At 72.2% G+C, this 24,827-nt stretch carries 22 protein-coding genes; 12 read left to right on the plus strand and 10 right to left on the minus strand.

The window, feature by feature from the left end; genetic code table 11:
• Positions 1-18 precede the first annotated feature (18 nt).
• The gene (locus ABD743_RS26145) at positions 19-513 is read right to left on the minus strand and encodes an aromatic-ring-hydroxylating dioxygenase subunit beta (RefSeq protein ID WP_344724863.1); all 495 of its coding nucleotides are present in this window, start codon (positions 511-513) and stop codon (positions 19-21) included.
• On the minus strand, positions 510-1,775 hold the full coding sequence (locus ABD743_RS26150) for a Rieske 2Fe-2S domain-containing protein (RefSeq protein ID WP_344724864.1): 1,266 nt from the start codon (positions 1,773-1,775) through the stop codon (positions 510-512). Before ABD743_RS26150 ends, ABD743_RS26145 begins: the two co-directional genes overlap by 4 nt.
• Before the next feature lie 120 nt (positions 1,776-1,895).
• Here ABD743_RS26150 and ABD743_RS26155 point away from each other — a divergent pair, with 120 nt between their 5' ends.
• Complete coding sequence (locus tag ABD743_RS26155) at positions 1,896-2,735, plus strand: IclR family transcriptional regulator domain-containing protein (RefSeq protein ID WP_344724865.1); 840 nt, start codon at positions 1,896-1,898, stop codon at positions 2,733-2,735.
• On the plus strand, positions 2,732-3,691 hold the full coding sequence (locus ABD743_RS26160; protein WP_344724866.1) for a D-2-hydroxyacid dehydrogenase family protein: 960 nt from the start codon (positions 2,732-2,734) through the stop codon (positions 3,689-3,691). Before ABD743_RS26155 ends, ABD743_RS26160 begins: the two co-directional genes overlap by 4 nt.
• 59 nt (positions 3,692-3,750) lie before the next feature.
• Here ABD743_RS26160 and ABD743_RS26165 read toward each other — a convergent pair whose 3' ends face one another.
• On the minus strand, positions 3,751-4,863 hold the full coding sequence (locus ABD743_RS26165; RefSeq protein ID WP_344724867.1) for a Gfo/Idh/MocA family protein: 1,113 nt from the start codon (positions 4,861-4,863) through the stop codon (positions 3,751-3,753).
• Complete coding sequence (locus ABD743_RS26170; RefSeq protein WP_344724868.1) at positions 4,848-5,498, minus strand: ThuA domain-containing protein; 651 nt, start codon at positions 5,496-5,498, stop codon at positions 4,848-4,850. The genes ABD743_RS26165 and ABD743_RS26170 overlap by 16 nt, the downstream gene beginning before the upstream one ends.
• Before the next feature lie 214 nt (positions 5,499-5,712).
• On the opposite strand from ABD743_RS26170, the gene ABD743_RS26175 reads away from it, so the two are divergent.
• Both ABD743_RS26175 and ABD743_RS26180 read left to right on the plus strand, forming a co-directional pair.
• Positions 5,713-7,320, plus strand: coding sequence for a hypothetical protein (locus ABD743_RS26175; protein WP_344724869.1), 1,608 nt, complete (start codon positions 5,713-5,715; stop codon positions 7,318-7,320).
• Between the two features lie 109 nt (positions 7,321-7,429).
• Positions 7,430-8,050: an L-threonylcarbamoyladenylate synthase gene (locus ABD743_RS26180; RefSeq protein WP_344724870.1), complete on the plus strand. Its 621-nt coding sequence runs from the start codon at positions 7,430-7,432 to the stop codon at positions 8,048-8,050.
• A 54-nt stretch (positions 8,051-8,104) separates the two neighbouring features.
• On the opposite strand, the gene ABD743_RS26185 is transcribed toward ABD743_RS26180, so the two are convergent.
• Together ABD743_RS26185 and ABD743_RS26190 are read right to left on the minus strand one after the other, a co-directional pair.
• Positions 8,105-8,416 (minus strand): MoaD/ThiS family protein, encoded by a 312-nt coding sequence (locus ABD743_RS26185; RefSeq protein WP_344724871.1) that lies wholly within the window; start codon positions 8,414-8,416, stop codon positions 8,105-8,107.
• Positions 8,413-9,528 (minus strand): WD40/YVTN/BNR-like repeat-containing protein, encoded by a 1,116-nt coding sequence (locus ABD743_RS26190; RefSeq protein ID WP_344724872.1) that lies wholly within the window; start codon positions 9,526-9,528, stop codon positions 8,413-8,415. The genes ABD743_RS26185 and ABD743_RS26190 overlap by 4 nt, the downstream gene beginning before the upstream one ends.
• A gap of 410 nt (positions 9,529-9,938) precedes the next feature.
• Between ABD743_RS26190 and ABD743_RS26195 the strand changes: the two genes are divergently transcribed.
• Together ABD743_RS26195 and ABD743_RS26200 are read left to right on the plus strand one after the other, a co-directional pair.
• Positions 9,939-11,765: a hypothetical protein gene (locus tag ABD743_RS26195; RefSeq protein WP_344724873.1), complete on the plus strand. Its 1,827-nt coding sequence runs from the start codon at positions 9,939-9,941 to the stop codon at positions 11,763-11,765.
• Positions 11,766-11,846: 81 nt separating this feature from the next.
• Positions 11,847-13,052 (plus strand): cysteine desulfurase-like protein, encoded by a 1,206-nt coding sequence (locus ABD743_RS26200; protein ID WP_344724874.1) that lies wholly within the window; start codon positions 11,847-11,849, stop codon positions 13,050-13,052.
• A gap of 7 nt (positions 13,053-13,059) precedes the next feature.
• Here the strand turns inward: ABD743_RS26200 and ABD743_RS26205 are convergent, their stop codons facing one another.
• Positions 13,060-13,590 (minus strand): Lrp/AsnC family transcriptional regulator, encoded by a 531-nt coding sequence (locus ABD743_RS26205; protein WP_344724876.1) that lies wholly within the window; start codon positions 13,588-13,590, stop codon positions 13,060-13,062.
• A 67-nt stretch (positions 13,591-13,657) separates the two neighbouring features.
• Here ABD743_RS26205 and ald point away from each other — a divergent pair, with 67 nt between their 5' ends.
• From ald to ABD743_RS26225, 4 genes are read left to right on the plus strand one after another with little or no spacing between them, the layout of a single operon-like run.
• Positions 13,658-14,776, plus strand: coding sequence for an alanine dehydrogenase (ald, locus tag ABD743_RS26210; RefSeq protein ID WP_344724877.1), 1,119 nt, complete (start codon positions 13,658-13,660; stop codon positions 14,774-14,776).
• 36 nt (positions 14,777-14,812) lie between these two features.
• Entirely contained in the window at positions 14,813-15,862 is a 1,050-nt protein-coding gene (locus ABD743_RS26215; RefSeq protein WP_344724878.1) for a diacylglycerol/lipid kinase family protein, read from the plus strand.
• Between the two features lie 9 nt (positions 15,863-15,871).
• Positions 15,872-16,639, plus strand: a complete 768-nt coding sequence (gene cobF, locus ABD743_RS26220; protein ID WP_344724879.1) for a precorrin-6A synthase (deacetylating) — start codon at positions 15,872-15,874, stop codon at positions 16,637-16,639.
• On the plus strand, positions 16,636-17,382 hold the full coding sequence (locus tag ABD743_RS26225) for a cobalt-precorrin-6A reductase (RefSeq protein ID WP_344724880.1): 747 nt from the start codon (positions 16,636-16,638) through the stop codon (positions 17,380-17,382). The genes cobF and ABD743_RS26225 overlap by 4 nt, the downstream gene beginning before the upstream one ends.
• A 7-nt stretch (positions 17,383-17,389) precedes the next feature.
• Here the strand turns inward: ABD743_RS26225 and ABD743_RS26230 are convergent, their stop codons facing one another.
• Complete coding sequence (locus ABD743_RS26230; RefSeq protein ID WP_344724881.1) at positions 17,390-18,445, minus strand: DNA polymerase IV; 1,056 nt, start codon at positions 18,443-18,445, stop codon at positions 17,390-17,392.
• 153 nt (positions 18,446-18,598) lie between these two features.
• Here ABD743_RS26230 and ABD743_RS26235 point away from each other — a divergent pair, with 153 nt between their 5' ends.
• Both ABD743_RS26235 and ABD743_RS26240 read left to right on the plus strand, forming a co-directional pair.
• A complete protein-coding gene (locus ABD743_RS26235) occupies positions 18,599-20,323 on the plus strand; it encodes a S8 family peptidase (protein ID WP_344724882.1) in 1,725 nt (574 codons plus the stop codon).
• Positions 20,324-20,408: 85 nt separating this feature from the next.
• On the plus strand, positions 20,409-21,092 hold the full coding sequence (locus ABD743_RS26240) for a hypothetical protein (protein WP_344724883.1): 684 nt from the start codon (positions 20,409-20,411) through the stop codon (positions 21,090-21,092).
• Between the two features lie 6 nt (positions 21,093-21,098).
• Here ABD743_RS26240 and ABD743_RS26245 read toward each other — a convergent pair whose 3' ends face one another.
• Both ABD743_RS26245 and ABD743_RS26250 read right to left on the minus strand, forming a co-directional pair.
• Entirely contained in the window at positions 21,099-22,556 is a 1,458-nt protein-coding gene (locus ABD743_RS26245; RefSeq protein WP_344724884.1) for an SGNH/GDSL hydrolase family protein, read from the minus strand.
• A gap of 139 nt (positions 22,557-22,695) precedes the next feature.
• A complete protein-coding gene (locus ABD743_RS26250; protein ID WP_344724885.1) occupies positions 22,696-24,813 on the minus strand; it encodes a SpoIIE family protein phosphatase in 2,118 nt (705 codons plus the stop codon).
• Positions 24,814-24,827 lie beyond the last annotated feature (14 nt).

Here is a 24,827-nt window from a genome sequence, read left to right on the forward strand (position 1 = left end):
GGGCGCTCACAGTGCGGCTCAGACCAGGAACGTGAGGTTGAAGATGGGCGCCTCGCAGTTGACGAGGCGAGCGGTCCGGCGCCGGATCCGCCAGCCGGTCCCGTATGGGACCAGCCGGTGCTCGTACTCGCCCGCGAAGGACCGCTGGGTGCCCTTCCGGACCTCGAAGATCGCGAAGTTCGACCGCACGACGGGGCCGTGCTCCGCATCGGACACACGGACGTTCGTGATGAGGCGGCGGGTCACCGACGGCGGGATCTGGGCGTGGGCCGGTCCGACGCGCAGCCGCCAGATCCGCTCCTCGATCCGGCCCCTGTCGTCGTAGATCAACGACACGTGGCGCTGCGGGTCCGCCTCGTCGTGCCGGGCGGGCACCCAGTACACGGCGTCGTCGGTGAAGAGCTCCAGCCAGCGGTCGAGCTGGAAACCGTCGAGCAGTTCGGCCTCGTGGTAGAGGAAGTCCTCGGCGTCGCTGCGGGTGAGCGTGCGAGTTGCCCCGGTCGTGCCGGTCATGCCGTCCGCCCTTCCTGCAGCAGGCGCTTCCACTCCCGGAACAGGCCCCGCTGGGGCGTCTCGTCGCTCGGCTTGCCGCGGTAGCCGCCGCCGGGGAGCCGCTCCTCGTCGTGGAGGCCGCGCGAGAGCAGCAGCCACGGATCGACCTCGGCGGCCACGCCCTCCTGCACGCAGACGAACGCCTCCGAGTCGTCGGGGGCGATGAACGAGCCCGTGGCGAACGCCTCCTCGAACTCGCGCAGCCGCTCTGCGTTGAGATCGTCGGGAGCGTCCCCGATCAGCATCGGCGACATCGTGATCTGCGTGCGTGTCGGGCTGATCGGCGTGATCACGCGCAGGTTCTGCAGCGTGATGTGCAGGTTGGGGAAGATCAGGACGTTGAACTGGCCGAGAAAGTCCCGCAGCAGCTCGCTGCCGTGCTCGGACTCCAGGCGCGAGGTGTACTCGGGATAGGTCTTGCGGAACTCCTCGACGTCGCCCTCGCTGGGCCAGCGGGCGAGGAGCACGTGGCCGCCGGGGTGGGCCTCGCTGTAGCCGATGGTCTCGTCGCGCGAGCCCAGGCGTGCGTGCGGGCGGTCCGGGCTCTGGTCGCGGATCTTGAACCAGGTCTCGTGCAACGTGATCGCGTGGTAGCCGTCGACCCCGCCTTCGATGGCGTGTTTCCAGTTGGCCGGGTACTCGTGCACGTTGCGGCCCGCGCTCAGGTTGAGCGTCTTCTCGAACGCGGGGTGCAGGAAGACGCGGTCGAGGTAGTGGCGCGCTCCGCCGAGGTGCTCGGCGAGGTCGGGAACGTCGGGGTTGAGGCTCGCGAAGACGAGCCCCCGGTAGGAGTCCACCCGTGCCACCGGCGTGAGGCCCAGTGCAGACTTGTCGAGGTTCTCCGGGCTGTAGCGGCGGTTCATCGGCACGCCCAGCAGCTCACCGCTGTTGCGGTAGGTCCAGCCGTGGAACGGGCAACGGAAGAAGGTCGCGTTGCCCGAGCGCTCCCGGCAGACGACCGACGCGCGGTGCCGGCAGCGGTTGAGGAGCACGTGGATCCCGCCGTCCGCGTCGCGGGTGACGATCACGGGCTGAAGGCCGATCGTGGTGCTCCGGTAGTCGCCCGGCTGCGCGATCTCCGACTCGTGCGCCACGTAGACCCAGGTGCGGCCGAAGATGCTGCGCATCTCCTCGGCGAAGAGCGTGGGGTCGGTGTAGACGCTCCCGTGCACGCGGTCCGGCTGGACCAGGTGGTCGAGGTCCCCGTAGCTGGCGGTTCGCATCAGCGCCTCATTTCTCGCCGGCCGACTCCTCGCACTGATGTACGCTATGCGGACAGTCAGTACGGGTTGCGGACATTCGTAATGTCGCGCGCGGTAGTGACCACTGTCAAGGGAGATCGAGTGCCCAAGGAGCCGGACCAGCGCGAGTTCATCCAGTCACTCGAACGCGGCCTCGCCGTGATCCTGGCGTTCTCGGACCACCACCCGAGCCTCACGCTCAGCCGATGTGCCGAGCTCACCGGCTTGAGCAGGCCGACGGTCCGCCGGGTGCTGCTCACGCTCCAGCAGCTCGGCTACGTGCGCAGTGAAGGACGCTCGTTCGCCCTGACGCCCCGCGTACTTGCACTCGGCTACGCCTATCTGAGCTCCCTGAACCTGCCGGTGATCGCGCAGCCGTGGATGGAGGAGCTGGTCGCCGAGACGCGCGAGGCGTGCTCCCTGTCCACACTCGACGACACCGACATCGTCTACGTGACGCGCGTGGCGACCCATCGCAGGCCCAGCGTCGCCCTCGCCACGGGCACGCGGCTGCCCGCGCACGCCACCGCGATGGGCCATGTGCTGCTCGCCGACCTGCCGAAGACCGAGCTGGACCACTACCTCGCGCGAGCCGAGTTGGCGCCGCTGACCGCGCGGACGGTCCGCACGCCCGAGGAACTGCTGCACCGGCTCGACGCCGCGCGTGCACAGGGCTGGGCGATGATCGAGCAGGAGCTCGAGGAGGGCCTGCGGTCGGTGGCCGCCCCGGTCCGGGGTGCGGACGGGCGGGTCATCGCCGCCCTCGGGATGTCCGCCTCCGTGGCCTCGGCCGACGAGGAGACGATGCGCGAGCGGTTCGCGCCGATGCTGGTGCGCGCTGCCGCGGAGATCAGCGAGCGGCTCGGCGCCGACTTCAGCCCTTGCCGGCACCCGGAGCGGAGTGCCGGCGATGAAACGATGACGATCCGGGAGGATTCATGAAGCTCAGCTGTGCCGTGCTCGACGACTACCAGGACGTCGCGCTCCGGACGGCGGACTGGAGCTCCCTCGCCGACGCGGTCGACGTCGAGGTGTTCCACGAGCACATCGACGACGAGGATGCGCTGGTCGAGACGCTCGGCAAGCACGAGATCGTCGTGATCATGCGGGAGCGCACCCCGTTCCCGCGTTCGGTGCTGGCGCGGCTGCCCCAGCTGCGGCTCCTGGTGACCACCGGGATGGGCAACGCCTCCGTCGACATGGCCGCGGCCGCGGAGCAGGGTGTGGTCGTCTGCGGCACCGGCGGGCTCATGCCGCCGACCGCCGAGCTCACCTGGGCCCTGCTCCTCGGCCTGGCCCGGTCCGTGCCTACCGAGACGGCGTCACTGCGCGCGGGTGGCCAGTGGCAGCAGACCGTGGGCACCGACATCGACGGCAGCACCCTGGGCGTCATCGGCCTGGGCAGGATCGGCCGGCACGTGGCGAAGATCGGCCAGGCCTTCGGCATGGACGTGGTCGCGTGGAGCCAGAACCTCACGGCCGAAGCGGCGGCCGACGCCGGCGTGCGGCTCGCGGCCGGCAAGGAGGAGCTGCTCGAGGTCAGCGACTTCGTCACGATCCACCTGGTGCTCTCCGACCGGTCCAGGGGACTGCTGGGCGCGCCCGAGCTCGCCCGGATGCGTCCCACGGCGTACCTGATCAACACCTCCCGGGGTCCCATCGTCGATGAGGACGCGCTGGTCGACGCGTTGCGCGCGGGCCGGATCGCGGGGGCCGGGATCGACGTGTTCGCCGTGGAGCCGCTGCCCGCCGACCACCCGTTCCGCTCCCTGCCCAACGTGCTGGCCACGCCGCACCTCGGCTACGTCACGCGCAGGACCTACGACATGTTCTTCCGCGAGGCCGTCGAGGACATCGCCGCCTTCGTGGCGGGATCCCCGGTCCGCAAGCTGAACTGAGGCCGCCGCGAGGCGCACGCCGGTGCCCGTGCCGGGCGATGACGTGCGCCTCGCGGTGATCAGGCGGTCCGGAACGGGCGCCCATCGACGGCCACCTCGTCCAGGGGCACCGGGGCAGGCGGCTCGCACGTCGTCGAGACGGCGAGTCCGGTGCGCCGGTGTGCCGCGGACAGCAGGGTCTCCATCACGTCCAGGACGTGCACGGCCACCTCGGCCGAGGCGCGGTGCGGAAGGCCCGCACGATGGTTCGTCACGAGGTCGAGCACGCCGATCCCGCGGGCGGCGCCGGAGTAACCGGCCGACGGCGGGAGCGCCGTCCACTCCGCCGCTCCCCGACGGCGCAGCAGGACCTCGCCGTCGAACCGGTTCGGGTCCGGCACCGAGAGGGAGCCCTCGGTGCCGTGGATCTCGATGCGCGGCTGCGTGGAGGCGACAACGTCGAAGCTGGTGGTGAGGGTCGTGACCACGCCGCCTGCGTGCACGAGCGCGCCGGTGACATGGGTGTCGACCTCGACCGCGAAGTCCGTGCCTGCTCGCGGCCCCGAACCGATCGTGCGGATGTCGCGCGCGCGTCCCGCCGCGGCGACCACCCGCTCGACGGGGCCGAGCAGATGGACCAGTGCGGTGAGGTAGTACGGGCCCATGTCGAGAAGCGGGCCGCCGCCGGGGCGGTAGTAGAACTCCGGGTCGGGGTGCCAGGACTCGTGCCCGGGTGAGGTGAAGGCGGCGTTCGCGGCCGTGGGGGTGCCGATCACCCCGTCGGCCACGGCCTTGCGCGCGGTCTGCGTGCCGGTGCCGAGCACGGTGTCGGGCGCGCATCCGACACGCAGGCCGTCCGCGCCTGCCAGCACGGTGCGGGCCTGCACGAGGTCCATCGCGAACGGCTTCTCCCCGTAGACGTGCTTGCCCGACCGCAGCGCCGCCGTGGCCACCTCGGCGTGCGCCTCCGGGATCGTCAGGTTGAGCACGAGGTCGACCTCGTCGGAGGTGAGCAGCTCCTCCACCGGCACCGCACGGGCCCCCGGTGCGTGGTCGCGCGCGGCTTCGGCCCGGAGCGGGTCGCGGTCGGCCAGCGCGGTGACCCGCACGCCCGGCAGGTGGGCGAGGGTCGTCAGGTAGGCCCCACTGATCCTGCCGAGACCGACGATGCCGATCCTCATCGGCTCGCCCACGTGAGGCCCCGTTCGATGATGGTGCGGATCTCGGGTACGTCGAGGTCTTCCTGCTTGTGGCCGACGGTGCAGACGAAGACCCGGCCGGCGCCCCACGTGCGGGTCCACACGGCGGGGGAGACCACCGGCTCGGTCCACGGGTCGCCGGGCAGCGCGGCCACGGTGGTGGTGACCAGGACGTCGTTGCGGCTGTCGGTCAGCACCCAGTACTGCTCGGTGTGCAGCGTGACGCGGGAGACGCCGGCGACGATCGGGTGATCGGCCCGCTCGGGCACCACCTCGACGGTGTGGTCGACGAAGTTGCGGGGGTGGCAGGCGAACTGGCCGCCGACCATGTGCAGGTAGTCGGTGGAGCTGCGGAACGCGTCGGCGATCCCGCCGTGCCACCCGGCGAACCCCGTGCCGCCCGCCACGGCGGCACGCAGCGCGGCGAGCTGCTGGGCGGTGATCGTCCCCATGGTCCAGCACTGGAGGATGAGGTCGGTGCGGGCCATCAGGTCGGCGTCGAGATAGATGTCGAGGGTGTCCGAGACCACCGTCTCGTAGCCGGACTTCTCGAGAAACGGCAGGAAGCTGTCGGTGGTCTCGACGGGGCAGTGGCCCTCCCAGCCACCTCGGACAACGAGTGCAGTCAACTTTCGCAACTCCGCGGTGTTCTCCACCCCCCGAATCTCCCAGACAGTGGTAAAGCCGATCAATAGGCCGGAGTCCGTCATCTCGACCGGGATGAACGGGACGAAACGCGCAGCCTGTTTCTCGACTCCGAAAGCTCCTGTACCCTTCTTCGCACCATCGGCGACGTGAGTGGTGCATCACCGCGAAGGTCGGTCGGTGTCGAGGGGGGTTTACGTGCATCGTCACGAATCGTCGGCGCAGAACGTCGAAAAGGCGCTCGACGACGGGTCGCACTCCCGCTCGCGCAGCCCCCGCTCCGCCGGCGATGTGGGCATCCTCATGGCGCTGCAGCGCAGGGCCGGCAACACGGCGGTCGTGCGTGCCGTACAGGCTGCTCGAGAGGCCGCGGTGCACGCGGAGCGTGCCGTGGCGTGCCCGCGGGGCCGGCGGTCGACCGTCCACGACGTCGGACGCGCCACGGGGCGACCGCTCGACGCCGGGGTGCGCGGCGACAGGGAGGCCCGCCCCGGGACCGACGTCAGCGCGACGCCGGCGTCCTGGGCCGGGTACGACTCCCTCGGGACGGCTCCGGATCATCTCGTCGTCCAGCGCAAGGTCGGATTCGAGTTCGAGACCCCGTGGCGCGCGAAGAGGATCAGTACCGGTGAGCCGCTCGGGAAACGCGAGCTGATCGGCACTCGGTTCGACGGGTTCAAGGCCGAGGCCGATGCGGACCCTCAGGGCGGGCATTCGGAGATCGAGTTCATCGTCGACCCGCCGGTCGAGGAAGGCGATGCCGGTGAGCGACGCCTCACGACGGTGATGCGGGGCCTGACCCGTCTCGGCGAACAGATGGAGCGGACCTCGGTCAGAACCGACGCCAAACCCGTCGACGACGAGGAGAGCCTCCGGCCGACGCCGGAGATCCAGCTACCTTTCTTTCGGCAGTACAAGGCAACGGGTCGGTTGGTGGACGACGACTTCGCGATCATTCCGCGCGGGAGTCTGCGGGCCGCGGCGCAGGTCACGAGCGGGCTCAAGCTCGGTGCGATCCCGCGGCTGGGTGAGCGGCTCCGGCCGCGGCCGGGCGACGTGCGCGATGCCGGCGACGTGAGCAACGTGGGCGACATGGGAGACATGGGCGACCTCGCCCACATGGTCGACGCCATCGACTACGGCGACGGAGGCGCGCACGCGGACGCACGGGCCTTCGAGCTTCCGCCCGCGATGGCGCGCGGAGCGGCGACGCTGCGCGGCCGAGCGGCGCAGGTTCACGGCAGGCCGGGCCTCCCGAACCCCAGCGAGGATCTCAAGGGCCTCATCGGCGTCATAGCCGGCTATCTCGTTCAGGGAGCGGCGAGCATACCTCTCGCCTACCCCAAGCAGCTCGGCAATCTCCTGCTGGCCCGCACCGATTTCGCGAAGCTCTTCCAGCTGCTTCCGCAGAATGAGCAGACGTTACTCGGCGCCGACACCCAACTCTGGGTCGACCTCGTCGTCGAAGCAGGTTCACGTGGAAATGCGGCGCTTTTCAGAGGCCGCATCGACCCGAATCAGAATCTCATCAAATCCGGCACCGAAAGAACGGGCGCGGTGGATCTGACTGTCGGGCGCTGGCTGAGGGCGATTCCCGCGAACACGGATCTGCTCGCCACGATCGAGGGCAGCCAGTCGATGGGAGCGATGGGCGACAAGGTCGAGGACGTGGGGCCGGGCGCCGCGCGGGAGAAGGCAGGAATCTTCGAGTTCCGGGCCTCCCAAGGAGTGCCCCTCCCGTTGGCCGAGTGGTTCGACTTCGCTCTCGGTGCCCAGAGGTACATCTCGCGGCTGCACGGGGGCTGAGCCGGCCCGCCCTGGGCGTGGTCGCCACCGGCGGGGTGCCGGTCGTGGGCGACCACGATGTTGCCTGTCGGGGGCCACGCGGGAGTGCGTCACTCCTTAAGCTCTGCCCATGGCGCGCTACTTCGATGTTCACCCGGTCGATCCTCAGCGGCGCGCGCTCGGGCAGGTTGTCGAGATCATCAGGTCCGGGGGCCTCATCGCGTACCCCACGGACTCCTGCTTCGCCCTCGGCTGCCAGCTCGGCGACCGCGACGGGCTCGATCGGATCCGCGAGATCCGCCGGCTCGACGACAAGCACCACTTCACGCTGGTGTGTCGCGACTTCGCGCAGCTCGGGCAGTTCGTGCAGGTCAGCAACACCGTGTTCCGCACCATCAAGGCGGCCACGCCCGGCAGCTACACCTTCATCCTGCCCGCCACCAAGGAGGTGCCGCGCCGGCTGCTGCACCCGAAGAAGAAGACCGTCGGCGTGCGGATCCCCCAGCACACGGTGGCTCAGGCACTCCTCGCCGAGCTGGGGGAGCCGCTGCTGTCGTCCACGTTGCTGCTGCCCGACGAGCCCGAACCGCTCACGCAGGGCTGGGAGATCAAGGAACGGCTCGACGGTGCCGTCGACGCCGTGCTGGACTCGGGCGACTGCGGCACCGAGCCCACGACGGTGGTGGACTACTCCAGGCCGGAGCCGGAGATCATCCGCCGCGGCGCGGGCGACCCGTCCCGCTTCGAGTAGGGATCGGGCGCCGGCACCACCGGTGAGGGCAGCGCCGGCGTCCCGGCCTCCTGATCAGCCGCCCGCCATCGCTCCCACGATGAGCAGCGGCTCCGTTCCTCTGACGACGGCCTCGGGGAGCGGGTCGTCGGGCTCGGCGTGCGAGAGGTCCTGCTCGCAGGCGAAGTACCGCACGAACGCCCGGCGGCGCTGGGTGCGGTGGTCGCGGATCGTGCCGCGCAAGACGGGGTAGGTGCGCTCCAGCGCGTCCAGCACTGTGCGCTGGGTGGCAGGTCCGGTGACGTCGACGGCAACCTCGCTGTCGACCTGGGCGAGCTTGCGCAGGTGTGCCGGCAGCTTGATCCGCACCGTGGCCGTGGTGGTCATGGGATCGTCTGCACCTCCACCGAGAGCACGGCGGGCAGGTCCCGCACGATCGGGGCCCAGGTGTTCCCGGCGTCCGGGGAGGCGTACACCTGGCCGCCGGTCGTGCCGAAGTACACGCCGCAGTCGTCGAGGGTGTCGATGGCCATCGCGTCACGCAGGACGTTGACGTAGCAGTTCTCCTGCGGCAGGCCGGTGGTGAGCGGCTCCCACTCGTTGCCGCCGGCGCGGCTGCGGTAGACGCGCAGCCTTCCCTCCGGCGGGAAGTGGTGGGAGTCGCTCGTGATCGGCACGACGTAGATCGTGTCCGGCTCGTGCGCGTGGACCGAGATCGGGAAGCCGAAGTCGGTGGGCAGGTTGCCGCCGATGTCGTGCCAGGTGTCGCCGCCGTCGTCGCTGCGCATGACGTCCCAGTGCTTCTGCATGAAGAGCACGTCCGGCCGTGACGGGTGCATGGCGAGGTTGTGCACGCAGTGGCCCACCTCCGCGTCGGGGTCGGGGATGCCCTCCGACTTGAGGCCGCGGTTGGTGGCCCGCCAGGTCTTGCCGGTGTCGTCGGTGCGGAACACCCCCGCCGCCGAGATGGCGACGTGTATCCGGGCCGGGTCGCGTGGGTCGAGCAGAATCGTGTGCAGGCACATCCCGCCCGCCCCCGGCTGCCAGTGCGGGCCGGAGCCGTGCTCGCGCAGCCCCGGTAGCTCCTGCCAGGTGCGGCCGCCGTCGGCGGAGCGGAACAGGGCTGCGTCCTCGACCCCGGCGTAGACGGTGTCGGGGTCGCTCGGCGTCGGCTCCAGGTGCCAGACCCGCGCGAACTCCCACGGATGCGGTGTGCCGTCGTACCACTGGTGGGTGCCGGGCACCCCCTCGTAGGTGAACTCGTTGCCGACGGGCTCCCACGTGGCGCCGCCGTCGTCGGAACGCTGAATGACCTGCCCGAACCAGCCGCCCGACGGTGCTGCGTAGAGCCGGTCGGGGTCGGCAGGCGACCCCGTGACGTGGTAGACCTCCCACCCCGCGAAGTGCGGGCCGCTGACGTTCCAGCTCTCCCGCTTCCCGTCGGAGGTGAGGACGAAAGCGCCCTTGCGCGTGCCCACCAGAACCCGCACTCCTGTCACTGCACCTCTCCTGTTCCGCGCCGCCCTCGCGCCGCACGGAGTAGGGGACCGCTCGTGCGCCGCAAACTCATCGGTCGCAGCTGCACTTCGCCTGATCGCAGGAACTCCACCGCTCGTCCGTGCGCGGCCGTCCGTTCGTCGGCGGCGGGCGGCCGCGGACCCTCTTCCGGGATGGGCGAAATCGACGGGGCCGTCCGCCGCATGCAGCCGTGTCCTGAGCGCACTCTCGGCAACCGTGTGCCCGGGTCGAGCGGGGCGCGGTAACGTGCCGCGGGCTAGGACATGCCACTCTGCGTTGCGTCGCCGTGACAGACCCACTCGCGGCTTCGGGGGGAAGGAGAGGGGCGGATCGACCCGTGCGAGAGGACCGATTGGTGGGCGACAGGATGTTCGCTTCCGAGGGTGACTCGGTGAACGTCGGACGCCAGGGGTCTGCGGTATGGGCCGATAGGTGGGACGACATCCCACGGCCCCCATCGAGCGACGAGGCTGCCGCCGGGGTCGCCCGCCGCCTGCAGGCTCGCCTGGACCGGCACCTGTGGTTGCTGGAGCGGCTGCGGGCGGAACAGTCCTACCCCGAATCCCCGGGGTTCGCGGAGCTGGCGGAATCCGCCCACCGGATGCGGCGCGACACCGAGAGCCTGCTGGTGCTCGGCGGTCAGGAGCCGGGTGCGCGCGGTGGCGCGACCCGGAAGCTGTCCGACATCCTCGCCGAGGCCGCGGACGCCGCCGAGGAGCGCGGCCGCGTCGACGTCCGTCCTGCTCCCGCCGCCACGGTGGCCCCCGCTGCGGCAACCGAGTTCCTGCACGTGCTGTCCGAACTCGTCGACGACGTCACCTCCGTCTACCCGGGGGCGCGCCTCGACGTCGCGAGCCGCGTGGAAGGGCGCGGGATCGTCGTCGACGTGTCGGTCGACGGCGGAGCGCGCCTCGCCCTCGACGACATGAGCGGCGACGGGGTGGCGGTGATCGCCGAGCAGATCGCCGGGCGGTCCCGTCACGGCATCAGCCTGAGCCGCCCGCTGGCCGGTCCTCCGCGCAGTGGTCCGGGGCCGGTCGCGAGCGTGCACTGCCCGCCCGCCGCCGTCACGCTCGAGGAGCCGCGCCCGGTCCTCTCCGACCCCTTCCTTCCGACGAGGAACGGCAACGGGCTCGGCAACGACCCGCTGGGGCTCGGCAACGATCCGCTGGGCCTGGGCAGAGACCCGCTGGGGTTGGGCAACGACCGGCTGGGATCGGGCAATGACCGGCCGGGATCGGGCAATGACCGGCCGGGATCGGGCAACGACCCGCTGGGAATGGAAAGCGACCGGCCGGCAGCGGGGAGCGACCGGCTCGGGCTAGCCGGGAGCGATCGGCTGGGGCTGGGCAGCGACCCGCTGGGGCTGGGCGACGCCGCTCGCAGGCTGCGCAACGACCCCCTCGGGCTGGGTGCCGATCCGCTGGGGCTGGGCGACGGCTCGGTGCGCGGGAGCGACGATGCGCTCGGGTCCGCTGACGACAACCCGTTCGCGCCGCGCAACGGCTCGTCGGAGTACAGCTCGTCCCCGTTCGAGTCTCCGCAGTTCGAGTCTCCGCAGTTCGAGTCTCCGAAATACGACTCTCCGCAGTTCGAGTCGTCCACGTTCGAGTCATCCCGGTTCGGCTCGTACGAGCCGGGCAACGGGCAAGGTCTCCTGGCGAACGACTCCGTCTTCTCGAACAACGGGTCCGAGCAGCCGGTCAACGGGGCCGCCTACCCCGGGCTCCCCGCTGACGAACCGGCCGCGTCGGAGTACCCGCTCCCTTCCCGCTCGTCGTCGCCCCCGGTCGACGAGCTCTTCGGCCCGCTGCTGGACCTGCCGCAAGAGCCGATGGACGATCGGTTCTCCACCCCGATCTTCGAGGCGATCGCCTCGGCGTGGTTCCGCGACCCCGAACCGGAGCAGGACGACGACGGCTCCGGTGGCGCCGTCAACGGGTCCGGGCCGGTGGACTGGGAGTCGCCGAGCGACCGGGAGTGGCGAGAGGCTGCGGCCCGCGCCGCCCGCCCGGAGGCCGCATCGGGCACCACGTCGAGCGGGCTGCCGCGGCGCCGCCCCGGCGATCAGCTCGTGCCGCCGCCGCGCCCCCAGGACCCCAACCCCGTCACGGAGCGGGTTCCCGACCGCGTCCGCGAACGCCTCGCCACCTACCAGCGCGGGCTGCGCCAGGGGCGGCACCGTGCGCCCGGAGCCGAGGAACCCGACGCCTGGTGACGACGGATGCCACCCTGCGGCGATGGCGGAGTGGGATCACAACGGCTCGCCGTGGGCACTTGACCATGACAGGGTGCGGGTATGCCCTACGACGTCCGCGCCGTCCGTGATCACTTCCCCGCGCTGAAGGCCGGGTACGCCCACTTCGACGGTCCCGGCGGGTCGCAGGTGCCCGACGTCGTCGCCGACGCGGTGACTCGCACGCTGGTCTCCCCGCTCGCCAACCGCGGACGGGTCACGGCGGCCGAGCGCACTGCCGATGACATCGTCATCGGCGCGCGGCAGGCCATGGCCGACCTTCTCGGCGCCGACCCTCGTGGGGTCGTGTTCGGCCGCAGCATGACCCAGCTGACCTACGACATGGCCCGCACCCTCGCGGCCACGTGGCGCCCCGGCGACGAGGTCGTGGTGACGAGGCTCGACCACGATGCGAACATCCGGCCGTGGGTGCAGGCGGCGGAGGCGGTGGGCGCTGTCGTCCGATGGGCCGACTTCGATCCGGAGTCGGGTGAGCTCACCGAGGAGCACCTCGCCGCTGTCCTCTCGCCACGCACGCGCCTGGTGGCCGTCACCGCGGCGTCCAACCTGATCGGCACCTGCCCGCCCGTGCGGGCGCTCACCGACCTCGCGCACGAGGCGGGCGCCCTCGCCTACGTCGACGGTGTGCACTTCACCGCACACGCCGCCGTTCACGTCGAGGCGTTGGGGGCGGACTTCTACGCCTGCTCCCCGTACAAGTTCCTCGGTCCGCACTGCGGCGTGCTGGCGGCGGCCCCCGAACTGCTCGAGAGCCTGCACCCGCAGAAGCTCCTGCCGTCCACTGACGTCGTGCCCGAGCGGTTCGAGCTCGGCACCCTGCCCTACGAACTGCTCGCCGGCACCACCGCCGCCGTGGACTTCCTCGCGTCGCTCGGCCCGGCAGATCCGGCGGTCGGCAGGCGGGAACAGCTGGTGGCGGCCATGGGGGCGATGGCCCGGCACGAGGACCAGTTGCGTCGGCGCATCGAGGACGGCCTGGCGGCGCTCCCCGGGGTCACCGTGTACTCCCGGGCGGCCCACCGCACCCCGACGTTGCTGGTGGGGTTCGCCGACCGCGATCCGGCCGCGGCGTACGAGTTCCTCGCGGGGCGCGGGGTGAACGCGCCTGCGAGTTCGTTCTACGCGCTGGAGGCGTCGCGGCGCCTCGGGCTCGGCGACACCGGTGCGTTGCGGGTGGGGCTCGCCCCGTACATCGACGACGACGACGTCGACCGGCTCCTCGACGCGCTTCGCGCGTTCCTCGCCTGAGAGAGGATCACGCCGGCAGGTCGGGCGCCGCCCGCCTGCCGGCCGCGCGGGTGTGCTCGAAGATCAGACTGGTCTCGGTGCCTGCCACGGCCGGATCGCGGTTGAGGTGGTCGGCGACGAACCGGCGGAGCTCGTCGGTGCTCGCCGTGGCGACGTGCACGAGGAAGTCGTTCGCCCCGGCGACGAAGTAGACGTCGAGTACCTCGTGGCGGCTGCTGAGCTCGGTGACCAGCTCGGCCATCGAGGCGCGGGCGTGCGGCTGCAGCCGTATCGCGATCATCGCCTGGAGGTCGTGGCCGAGGGCCCGCGGGTCGATGTCGGCGTAGTAGCCGCGGATCACCCCGCTCTCCCGCAGCGCCCGCACCCGCGCCAGGCAGGTGGACTGGGCCACGCCCACCCGTTCGGCCAGATCCTTGTTGGAGACCCGGGCATCGCTGCCCAGCACCCGCAGGATCGCCAGATCGGTGTCGTCGAGCGGCCGAACATCCTGCGACGGGACCGGGCGCACGGACGACGATTCCGCAGAAGGCGATGACATGTAGGAAGAATATCGAATCTCCTGCAGCGGTGTTGCGCGAAATCAGTGGCATCTTCACTATGTGACTATGAGAATCGGTGTGCCCCGCGAGGTCAAGAACCACGAGTACCGCGTCGCGCTGACCCCCGCCGGGGCGCACGAGCTCACCCGCTCCGGGCACCACGTGCTCGTCGAGCGGAACGCCGGGCTCGGCAGCTCGATCACCGACGCCGACTTCGAGGCGGCAGGCGCCCGCATCGTCGCCACCGCCGACGACGTGTGGGACGCCGCGGACCTTCTGCTCAAGGTCAAGGAGCCGATCGAGCAGGAGTACCACCGGCTGCGCCGTGGCCAGGTCCTCTTCACCTACCTGCACCTCGCCGCGTCGCTGTCGTGCACCGAGGTGCTGCTGCGCTCCGGCACCACGGCGATCGCCTACGAGACGGTCCGGCTGCCCGACGGCACGCTGCCGCTGCTCGCCCCGATGAGCGAGGTGGCCGGCCGGCTCGCGCCCCAGGCCGGCGCCAACGCCCTCATGCGCGCCGCCGGTGGCCGCGGCGTGCTGCTCGGCGGCGTCCCGGGTGTGCCTCCGGCCAGTGTGGTGGTGATCGGCGCGGGTGTCTCCGGCCAGAACGCGGTGGCGATGGCCGTCGGGCTCGGCGCCGACGTCACGGTGCTCGACCTCGACATCACCAAGCTCCGCAAGCTCGACGACCGATACGCCGGCCGCGTGCGGACCGTCGTGTCCAACACCCACGAGCTGGAGAGGGCCTGCCTCGGTGCCGACCTCGTGATCGGCGCCGTGCTGGTGCCGGGTGCCCGTGCGCCGCAGCTGGTGAGCAACGATCTCGTGCGCCGGATGAAGCCGGGCTCCGTGCTCGTCGACATCGCCATCGACCAGGGCGGCTGCTTCGAGGACTCCCGGCCCACCACCCACGACGACCCGACCTACCGGGTGCACGAGTCGGTGTTCTACTGCGTGGCCAACATGCCGGGCGCCGTGCCGCACACCTCGACCCACGCGCTGACCAACGCCACCCTGCCGTACGTTCTGCGGCTGGCGAACCTCGGCTGGTCCGATGCGCTCGCGGCGGACTCTGCGCTCGCCGCTGGTCTGTCGACCCACAACGGTGCCCTGACCAGCCTCCAGGTGGCCCACGACCTCGGCCTGCCCTACGCCGAGCCTCAGGACCTCGTCGCGGCCTGAGGGCGTCACCTGCCGCCGGGCGATTATTGTTCCGTCGTGTCCGGCGACTGGTGGGTCCTCGTGCTGGCCGCCCTGCCAGTGCTGGCACTGCTGGTGGCCGTGGTCGTCCGGAGCAGCCCGGCGGCCGCTGATCCCGAGTCGCTGTCGGCGGAACCGGAGGACCGGCCGCTGCCCGCGGTCGTGGCCAACCCCATCCGCATCGAGCCCGGCACCCGCAGGCGGATCGAGTCGGTCTGCGCCAGCCTGGGCTGGGCGCCGCCGCTGTGGCTGGAGACCACCGTCGAGGATCCCGGCACCGGCCAGGCCAGGATCGCCATCGAACGCGGCGCCGACGTCGTGCTTGCCTGCGGCGGCGACGGCACCGTCCGGGCGGTGGCGCAGGCGCTCGCCGGCACCGGGGTGGCGATGGGCCTCGTCCCGGCCGGCACCGGCAACCTCCTGGCGCGCACCCTCGGCAACCCGGACAACGTGACCGCGGCCGTCCGCGTCGCTCTCACCGGCGACGACCGGAAGATCGACGTCGGTCGCGTGCGGGTCGACGACGGGGACGAGGAGCACGTGTTCCTCGTGATGGCCGGCACCGGCTTCGACGCCGCGATCATGGAGAGCACCCCGGAGGCGCTGAAGGTGCGTGTCGGCCCGCTCGCCTACGTGATCTCCGGCCTGCGGGCGATGCGAGGGCGCCGCACACGGGTGAGCCTGACCCTGGACGGCGACCAGCCGGTGCGAAGGCGCACTCGCACGGTGCTGGTGGGCAACAGCGGCACCTTGCTCGGCGGGCTCGTGCTGATGCCGAGGGCCACGGTCGACGACGGCGTGCTCGACGTCGTGAACATCGCTCCGAAGACCCTCGCCGGTTGGGTCGCCGTAGCCGGGCGGGTGATCAGCAGGCGGGGCGACGGCAACGCCCGGGTGGAGCACTGGCAGGCGCGGTCGATCGTCATCGAGGCGGAGGCCCCGCAGCCCTCGCAGCTCGACGGTGACCCGATCGGCGACGCGACCCGGTTGGAGATCCGCGTGGAGCCCGCCGCGCTCGTGATGCGCGTGGCCGACGTCCCTCCCGCGGACGCACCGGATCCGGGTTAGCGTCCAGCAGTGCGCACCGTGTACGTGATCGGTATCGGCGCAGGCGACCCCCAGCACCTCACGCTGCAGGCCGTCGCTGCGATGAACCGCGTCGACGTCTTCTTCACGATCGACAAGGGCGAGGACAAGAGCGATCTGGCGCGGCTGCGCACCGAACTCCTGGACCGGCACGTGACGCGGTCGCACCGCGTGGTCGCGGCGGGCGACCCGGAGCGGGATCGTTCGGCTGCGCCGGGCCGGTACGAGGAGGCCGTCGTCGACTGGCAGGAGCGCCGCGAGTCGATCTACGAGCGGATGATCGCCGACGAGCTCGACCCCGACGGCTGCGGCGCCTTCCTGGTGTGGGGCGATCCCGCCGTCTACGACGGGACGCTGCGCATCCTCGAGCGGATCGCTGGGCGCGGCGCCGTCACGTTCCGGGTGGAGTCGATTCCGGGGATCAGCAGCGTGCAGGCGCTCGCGGCGCAACACCGGGTGGCTCTCAACCGCACCGGGCGTCCGTTCGCGGTCACCACCGGTCGCCGGCTGGCCGGCGAGGGACTGCCGGCCGGGATCGACGACGTCGTCGTGATGCTGGACGCGCGCAACGCCTTCGCGAGCCTCACCGACACCGACATCGACATCTACTGGGGTGCCTACGTCGGCACCGCCGACGAGGTGCTGGTGCACGGCGATCTGCAGCAGGTCAAGGACGAGATCGTGCGGATCCGCGCCGAGTGGCGCGAGCGCAAGGGCTGGATCATGGACACCTATCTGCTGCGGCGGCGGGACGGGTGAAGGTTCTCGTGCTCGGCGGCACCGGCCAGGCACGCAGGCTGGTCGCCGCGCTGCACGGGCGCCCGGAGTTCGCGGTCACGTCGTCGCTGGCCGGGCGCGTGGCGGTGCCCGCACTCCCGCAGGGGGACGTCCGCATCGGTGGGTTCGGCGGCGCCGACGGGCTGGTGGCGTGGCTGCGCCGGCATGGGACCGACGTGGTCGTCGACGCCACGCATCCGTTCGCCGTCCGCATGACGGAGAACGCCGTGGCGGCCGGCGCCGCTGCCGGAGTGCCGCTGCTCCTGCTGCGGCGCGCGGGCTGGACCGCGGGCCCGGGCGACCGCTGGCACCGCGTCCCCGATGCCGCGAGCGCTGCGGCCGCGCTGCCCGCGTTGGGGGAGCGGGTCTTCCTGACCACCGGCCGCGGCGATCTCGCCGCCTTCGCCGCGCTCGACGGGCTCTGGTTCCTCCTGCGCAGCGTCGACCCGCCACCGCCACCGCTGCCGGCCCGGTGTGAGGTCATCCAGGCCCGCGGGCCCTTCACCGCCGACGCCGAGCGTGAGCTGCTGCGCGAGTACCACATCGACGTGCTCGTCACGCGCGACAGCGGCGGCGAGATGACCGCGGCCAAGCTGGTCGCGGCCCGCGAGCTGGGCGTTCCCGTCGTGATGCTCGACCGCCCGCCCGTGCCCGCCGCGCCGGCGGTGAGCACCGTCGATGAGGCGGTCCGGTGGTTGGAGGACCGCCTGCCCGCACTGCCGTGAGGATCGGCTAGGGGTCGGTCGCCCCGGGCTCGTCCTTGGCGAACTCCGCCCGCACGCCGAGCAGCCGCACCGGCCGTCGGGACGTGAACTTCTCGAGCACCTGAAGCGCTTCGGCGGCGAGGACGTCGGGATCGTGGGTGGGCGCGTCGAGCGTGGCGCTGCGCGTGTAGGTGGAGAACGGCGCGAACCGCACCTTGACCGCCACGCGCGCGGCCGGACGATCGCCGGCGATGTCGGCTGCCACTCGCCGGGCGAGCGCGGCGACCTCCGTGCGCACGTCGTCCCAGGCTGTGAGGTTCTCCTGGAAGGTCGTCTCCTTGCTCCGCGAGCGGGGCACCCATGGCGTGCCCTCCACCGTGGCGCGGCCGATCCCGCGCCCCAGCTGCACGTACCACGGTCCGAGGGCGGGGCCCAGGTCGGCGGCGAGGGCGACCGGGTCGGCCGCGGCGAGTTCGGCGACGGTGTGGATACCCCGGTCGGCGAGCTTGCCGGCGGTCTTCGCGCCGATGCCCCAGAGCGCCCGGGTCGGCCGGTGCGCCATGACCTCGTCCCAGTTCTCCGCGGTCAGCCGGAACACTCCGTCGCCCGTGCCCGGCTTGGCGAACTCCGTGGCGAGCTTGGCACGCAGCATGTTGTCGCCGATCCCGACCGAGCACGACAGCCGGGTGCGCGCGAGCACGGCGGCCCGGATGGCCCGCGCGAGCGCCTCGGGGTCGTCGGTGTGCGCCCCGACGAACGCCTCGTCCCAGCCCATCACCTCGACGACCACGCCGTCGAACCCGCGCAGGGTCGCCATCACCTCCGCGGACACCTCCTCGTAGTGGGGGTTGTCCGCAGGCAGGAACACCGCGTCCGGGCAGCGCTTCGCCGCCGTGCGCATCGGCAGGCCGGACCGGACGCCGTGTGCGCGCGCCTCGTACGACGCCGTGGCGACCACAGCGCGCTGTGTCGGATCGCCCTTGCCCCCGACCACCACGGGGAGCCCGGCGAGCTCGGGGCGACGCAGGATCTCGACCGCGGCGATGAACTGGTCGAGATCGACGTGCAGCACCCAGGAGGCCACGCGGTCAGTGTGCCGGGCCCATCGAGAATGAGAAGGGCGTTCCTCGGCATTCGCCCAACAGCGTCCCGTCGGGGCATGGGACCGCGCGGCGCCATGCCCTAAGGTCATCCGCACTCGTCCTGTCCCCGGGGCGGCACTCTCGGGAGGGCTGTGGTGAGGAACCCCCGCGCACTCGCCCTGATCGGCGTGCTCGTCGGCGTCGCGCTGGTTGCGCCGGTCGTGATGGTGGTGCCGAGGGTCGTGGCGCCCACGAGCACGGCGAGCATGGAGTTCGCGGAGTACACGGTCCTGCTCACCGCTACCGGTGACGCCGGCGTGCGCGCGGCAGCCGACGCGGCGGTGCAGGCCGCCGGAGGGCAGGTGCTGCGCGAGAACGCCGCGGTCGGCGCGCTGGTCGTGCAGGCGCCGGCCACGGGATTCGTCGAGGCCGTCACCGCTGACGACGCCGTGTTCGGGGCGGTCCGCGCGCGGGTCGTCGGTGCGGCGCCGCCCGCGCACACCGCGCAGGCCGCGTCCTCGCCTGCGGCCGCCCCGGCGGTCACGGCCGCTGCGACCCAGGGGCCCGCGGGGCTCGACCCACTGGACACGCAGCTGTGGGGACTGGCGATGATCAAGGCCGATGCCGCGCGCGCGGTGCAGGCCGGAGACCGGCGGGTGCAGGTCGGAATTCTCGACAGCGGCATCGACGCCACCCATCCCGACCTCGCCGCGAACGTCGACACGCGGCTGTCGCGCAACTTCGTCACCGACATCCCGCGCGACGAGACCGGCGCCGAGATGGACGGTCCGTGCGAGTTCGCCGACTGCATCGACCCCGCCGATCACGACGACGCAGGCCACGGCACGCACGTGGCCGGAATCGTGGCCGCCGCCGCCGACGGGTCGGGCATCTCGGGTGTCGCACCGGGCGTCACCCTCGTGAGCATCCGGGGCGGCCAGGACTCGGGGCTGATGTTCCTCCAGCCGGTGATCGACGCACTGACCTACGGCGCCGACATCGGGCTCGACGTGATCAACATGTCGTTCTTCGTCGACCCCTGGCTCTACAACTGCCTCGACAACCCCGCCGATCCGCCCGAAGCCCGTATCGCGCAGCGGACCACCGTGGAGGCGGTGAGCCGGGCGCTGGAGTACGCCCACGCCAAGGGCGTCACGCTGGTCGGCTCGCTCGGCAACGGGCACGTGGACCTCGGCAGCCCGGGTTCCGACCCGACCAGCCCCAACAGCCCGGCCGGTGGCGCCTACCCGAGGAAGATCGACAACGGCACGTGCCTGCTCCTTCCGGCCGAGGGTCCGCACGTCATCGGGGTGTCGGCGGTGGGGCCGTCGGGCATCAAGGCCGACTACTCGAACTACGGGCTCGAGCAGGTCTCCGTGGCCGCGCCCGGTGGCTGGTTCCAGGACGGGTTCGGGACGCCGAGCTTCCGGCGTGCGGACAACCTCGTGCTCTCCACCTATCCGCGCAGCCTTCTGGAGGCGAGCGGGGCGGTCGACGCGAAGGGCGCGGTCACGGCGCTCGGCACGGCCAACGGCGTGGAGAGTTTCTGCGGGTCGCGTGGCTGCGGCTACTACGTCCCCCTGCAGGGCACATCGATGGCCGCGCCGTACGTGGCGGGCGTGGCGGCACTGGTGGTGAGCGAGTTCGGCACCCCCGACCCGCAACACCCCGGGAACCTGACGATGCCCCCCGACGAGGTGGAGCGGGTGCTCGTGGATACGGCCGCGCCCAGGTCGTGCCCGGCGCCGGTCGTGTCCTACACCCGGGAAGGGCGGACGCCGGACTTCGACGCCCAATGCGCCGGCGATGCGGAGTTCAACGGGCACTACGGCGCAGGCATCGTCGACGCGCTGGCCGCCGTGAGCGCCGACGCTCGCTGATCCAGCTGGTCACTGGGAAAACCGGGGGATGATTCCGGGGTTCCTCCGGAGCCCTCCTGTGCCGCGGTCCTCGATGATCGCGGCCATGGCGAGCAACTCCCGTCGCTGGCGGCAGATGACGGTCTGGCTGCACGTCCTGACCTCGGCGGGCTGGATGACGCTGGCGCTGGTGCTCTTCGCGCTGCTCTACCTCGCCGTGACGGCCCGCGATCCGGCGACGGCGGCCGGGGCGACGGCGATGGCGCGCTACCTCGACGTCGCGCTGCTCGCCCCGCTCGGGAACGCGTCGGCGGCGACGGGGATCATGCTGGGGCTCGGCACGCAGTGGGGCCTGACCCACCATCGCTGGGTCCTCGCCAAGTTCGCGATAACGCTCGTGCAGCTCTACGCCGGCGTCTTCCTGCTCTCGCGGGCGCTCGACGCGGCAGGCGACGCCTTGGCCGCGGGTCCGTCGGCGGGCCTGCTCCTGGGCACCGTGGCGATGGCCTCGGCCATTGCGTTCCAGGCGTGGCTGTCGGTGGTGAAACCGGGTGGGAAGACCCGCTGGTCCCGCGATCGCCGCACCGGTCGTCCGGTGCGCCTCCCCACTGCGGCGCCCTGGATCTTCGCGGGCGCCGTGCTGGCGCCCGCCGCCGACATCGCCGTGGGCACGGCGCTCGGGTTCCCCAGCCCGTTCCTGTCGCTGGTCGTGGTCGGCGTTGCGGTCGGGGTGCGCCGCCGGACGCTGCGGGAGGCACGGGCGCTCGCCGTCACCCCGGGAGTGGGCTGAGCGTGGTCAGCGCGTGGGCGTCGGCGCGATGAGCCGCACCACCGACGAGGCCATCCGCAGCGAACCGACCCCGGTGGGATGGAACGGGAAGGGGTCGGCCATTCCCTGCAGGTCGGGCCCCAGACCATCGACACCGTCCTCGCACAGCAGCCCGAGCTCGGGGCGGGCCACCGCGAAGCCGTACTTCTGCGCCCCGGTCTCCAGCACCGCGTTGAGCTGCTCGTTGCGGTCGGTGAGCAGGCCGATCTTGCCTGCGTCGAGCCCTGGGTAGCCCTCGGCGCGCGTGTCGGAGCAGTCGGCGTCGGGCGGGAATGCGCCGTAGGAGGTCATCACGATGATCTGGGGGCGGCCGGGCAGGTCGTTGAGGTCGATGAGCAGGTCGCCGTAGACCCGGTCGAACGCCGCCATCCGATAGTCGAACTCGCCCTGGGTGAGCTGGTCGGAGCAGTCCGCCACGCCGTAGCAGTAGCGCAGGAAGTCGGTCCAACCGACGTCGTTCGGGCCGATCGCCACCACGACGAACCGCAGGTCCCGCACCTGTTTGAGCACACCGATCTGGGCGGGGACCAGCCGGTCGCCGCGCTGCTGCGGACCGCGCAGACCGGTGGTGACGGTGGCGCTCGGACAGGCGAGGTTGAGCACGTTCGCCGAGGTGAGATGGCCGATCTCGGCGGCGAGCGAATCGGTGCTGCGCTCACAGGCGGTGTCGTCCGCTGTGCCGCCGGGTAGCGACGGGCCGCCGACCCGGACGGCCCGCGAGTCGCCGATCACCGCGCCCTCGAACCCGCCGACCGGCGGCCCGACCGGATCCGGGCTCAGGTGGTACGCGCCGACGAGCTGAGCGAGCGAGGACACCCCGCGCAGCCCCTGCACGGCGCCGCCGTAGGCGAGCACCCCCGACACACCCCACGCCACGACGGAGGCGACGACCGCGATCGCGGTCATCCGCCGCGCCGCCCGCAGGCAGTACGCGACGATCTCGGGAAGCGGCGCGTGGCCCCCCGTCTCACGGCTCTGGCGGCGGAGCACCACGAGGGTGCGCACACCGGCTGCCCCGGCCGCGGCCGTGAGCGTGAAGGCGACCAGCCCGAGCCCGCCGAACACGTACCAGGTGACGAAGCCCTTGGTGACGGTCGAGATCGCGGCCTCGCCCGCCTTGGGGGCCGCGCCGGGGTCGAACACGGCGGCAGCGGCCGCGTTGCGCTGCACCGGGCCCATGGTCAGCTGCGGGCGCAGGGGCCCGTAGACACGCAACCGGTCGACGTCGAGTGCGGTGTTTCCCACCTGAACGAGCCGGGCGGGACCGGCGACGGACAGCTGCGGCGGCCGGGCCCCGACCTCGATGTGCTGGCCGAACACCTCGAGATCCTGAGCCGGGGTGAGCGCGACCGCGGTGGGGATGCCGACACCGAGGCAGAACAGCACGAGCAGCAGCGTCGGCCACGAACGCAGCTCCCGGAGCACGGTTCGCCGGCCATCCCCCCTGTCCAGTGCTCCGCCCCCGTTCGTCCGTGATCGGCGATCACCAACCAGGATGAGCGATCGCGACCACCGACGGTACCTGCGAGCGGTCGATCCCCGAGGTCCGATTCCTCCGGCCGGGTCAGCGTGCGGGTACGGCGCGCACCGCCAGGAGCGCCACGTCGTCGTCGAGCGGGTCGGCGGAGAAGCGTTCGACCGCCTCCCGTACCGCCGCGACGACCTGTCGCGCGGGCCGCCCGGCCGCACCGGTGGCCACGTCGAGCAGCCGCTCCGCGCCGAACTGCTCGCGGCCGCGACGGCGCTCGGTGACCCCGTCGGTGTAGACGAGGAGTGTGTCGCCCGGTCCGAGACGGTGCGGCGTGCACGTCAGGCGCACGGAGGGCAGCAGCCCGACGGCCGTGCCGAACTGCCCGATGAGCTCAGCGGTGCCGTCGGCGCGCAGGAGCACGGGTTGCACGTGCCCGGCGAGCACGAGCTCGACGTCGAGCCCGGCATGCGTGCTGCGGCCCGACGGATCCATCCCGGCCGGTCGGCGCCTGCTGATCATCGCGGCGGCGAGGGTGCAGAACTGCAGGGGGTCACCGGCCTCGATCATGACCTGGTTGAGCATCTCGATGGCCCGCGGCAGCGGCCGGTCGTCCCGCACGAGGACCCGCAGAACGTCCCGGACGAGACCGGTGCGCGCAGCGGCGCGGGCACCCTTCCCGCAGACGTCACCGATCGAGACCAGCCAGTGCGACGGGTCGACGGTGAGCACGTCGTAGAAGTCGCCGCCGACGTCGCTGCCCGTGCTCGCCGGGAGGTACTCGGCCGCGAAGTCGACGCCGGGCACCACCGGCAGCGCGCGGGGGAGCAGTGCCTGCTGGAGGGCCTGCGAGACGGCGACGTGGGCGCCGGTGCTCTGTGCGTTGTGGATCGTCAGCGCGGCGCGGCGGGCGATGTCGCCTGCCATCACGATGTCCTCGGGGCTGTGCGGGCGCCCGTCGGGGCGTCCGACGAGGAGCGTGCCGATCGTGCGGCCGCGAGCGCGCAGCGGCACCGCGATCCCGTCGGTCGGCACCGCGAAGCGCACCGGGGCGGAGCCGTCGCGGGCCAGCTCGGTGAACCGGGCCCGCAGCTCGGGGGGCAGGCCGGGGGAGCCGTCAGGATCGAGCACCCCGCGCAGCTCGGAGAGCTTGGTCTCGTCGGCGTGGGTGAGCGCGGCGAGCCGCAGGCGTCCGGAGGGCTCGACGAGGTGGACGGCGCACCACCGGCCGAGCCGGGGAACGACGACTTGGGGGACCACCGCGACCGCCAGGTCGACGTCCAGGGACTGGCCGAGCAGCTCGCTGGTCTCCGCGAGGTAGGTCATCCACGAGCGCCTGCGCTGGTCCACACCGCGCAGCCAGTTGGACTCGACGGCCATCGCGATGCGCGTGGCGACGAGCTCGGTGAGATCGCGGGTCCTGTCGGCATCGATGCTCGCGGTGTGCCGGGACGACCGGTGCACCACCCGCAGGACGCCGCGCAGCGGTGCCGTCATGGGCAGGCGCACCTCGACGGCGACGCCCCCGCTCGTCGCGGCGCCGTCCCGGGCGATCTCCCGCGAGCCGGTGCCGTCGCCCTCGTCGACCTCCACCTCCACCGACTCGGCGCCGAGGAGCTCGCGCAGCCTCCGGACCAGCTCGGCCACCAGCTCCACCGGTTCCAGCCGGTCACCGAGGGCCGAGGGAACGTGCAGCAGCCAGCGGGCCTGCTCGGCGCTGGTCCACACGCGCTCGGTGTCCGGCGGTGCGGCCGGTGCGGCGGGTGCGGCCGTGGTCCGGCCCCGGCTGAGGGAGAACCACGTGATGTGGCGCCCGTCGGACTCGTGGCGGGTGCCCCACGTCGTGGCGAGGCGCTGCACGAGTGCGAGGCCGCGGCCGTGGCTGGCCGCGCGGCCGTAGCGTTGCCGTGGCTGGGCGAGGTGCAGTTCGAGCGGGCCCGCGCCCCGGTCGGTCACGGCCACGGTGACCTCGTCGTCGGTGACGGTGAGGGCCACCTCGAACTCGGTGCCGGCGTGCAGGACGGCGTTCTCGCACAGCTCACTGGCGAGCAGCACGACGGTGTCGACCAGGTCGGCACCGTCGGCCCCGGTGCCGCCATCGCCGCTGGTGGCGGGGTCGAGATCGCGCAGTGCCTCCTGGAGCATTCGGCGCGCTCGTCCGGCCGATCGGGCATCCGGCGGCAGCCTGGTCCGCCGCTCGAGCTGAACGGGCACGGACGCAGTGTGCA

Origin of the sequence: Pseudonocardia yunnanensis (assembly GCF_039534065.1) — a bacterium.
GTDB lineage: Bacteria > Actinomycetota > Actinomycetes > Mycobacteriales > Pseudonocardiaceae > Pseudonocardia > Pseudonocardia yunnanensis.

Bases quoted from the DNA above. Each gene is read 5' to 3' on its own strand.
- ABD743_RS26180 (WP_344724870.1), top strand. From the start codon at position 7,430: ATGGCGCGCTACTTCGATGTTCACCCGGTCGATCCTCAGCGGCGCGCG.
- ald (WP_344724877.1), top strand. From the start codon at position 13,658: ATGAGAATCGGTGTGCCCCGCGAGGTCAAGAACCACGAGTACCGCGTC.
- ABD743_RS26150 (WP_344724864.1), bottom strand. From the start codon at position 1,775: ATGCGAACCGCCAGCTACGGGGACCTCGACCACCTGGTCCAGCCGGAC.
- ABD743_RS26205 (WP_344724876.1), bottom strand. From the start codon at position 13,590: ATGTCATCGCCTTCTGCGGAATCGTCGTCCGTGCGCCCGGTCCCGTCG.
- ABD743_RS26145 (WP_344724863.1), bottom strand. From the start codon at position 513: ATGACCGGCACGACCGGGGCAACTCGCACGCTCACCCGCAGCGACGCC.
- ABD743_RS26160 (WP_344724866.1), top strand. From the start codon at position 2,732: ATGAAGCTCAGCTGTGCCGTGCTCGACGACTACCAGGACGTCGCGCTC.
- ABD743_RS26185 (WP_344724871.1), bottom strand. From the start codon at position 8,416: ATGACCACCACGGCCACGGTGCGGATCAAGCTGCCGGCACACCTGCGC.
- ABD743_RS26200 (WP_344724874.1), top strand. From the start codon at position 11,847: ATGCCCTACGACGTCCGCGCCGTCCGTGATCACTTCCCCGCGCTGAAG.
- ABD743_RS26240 (WP_344724883.1), top strand. From the start codon at position 20,409: ATGGCGAGCAACTCCCGTCGCTGGCGGCAGATGACGGTCTGGCTGCAC.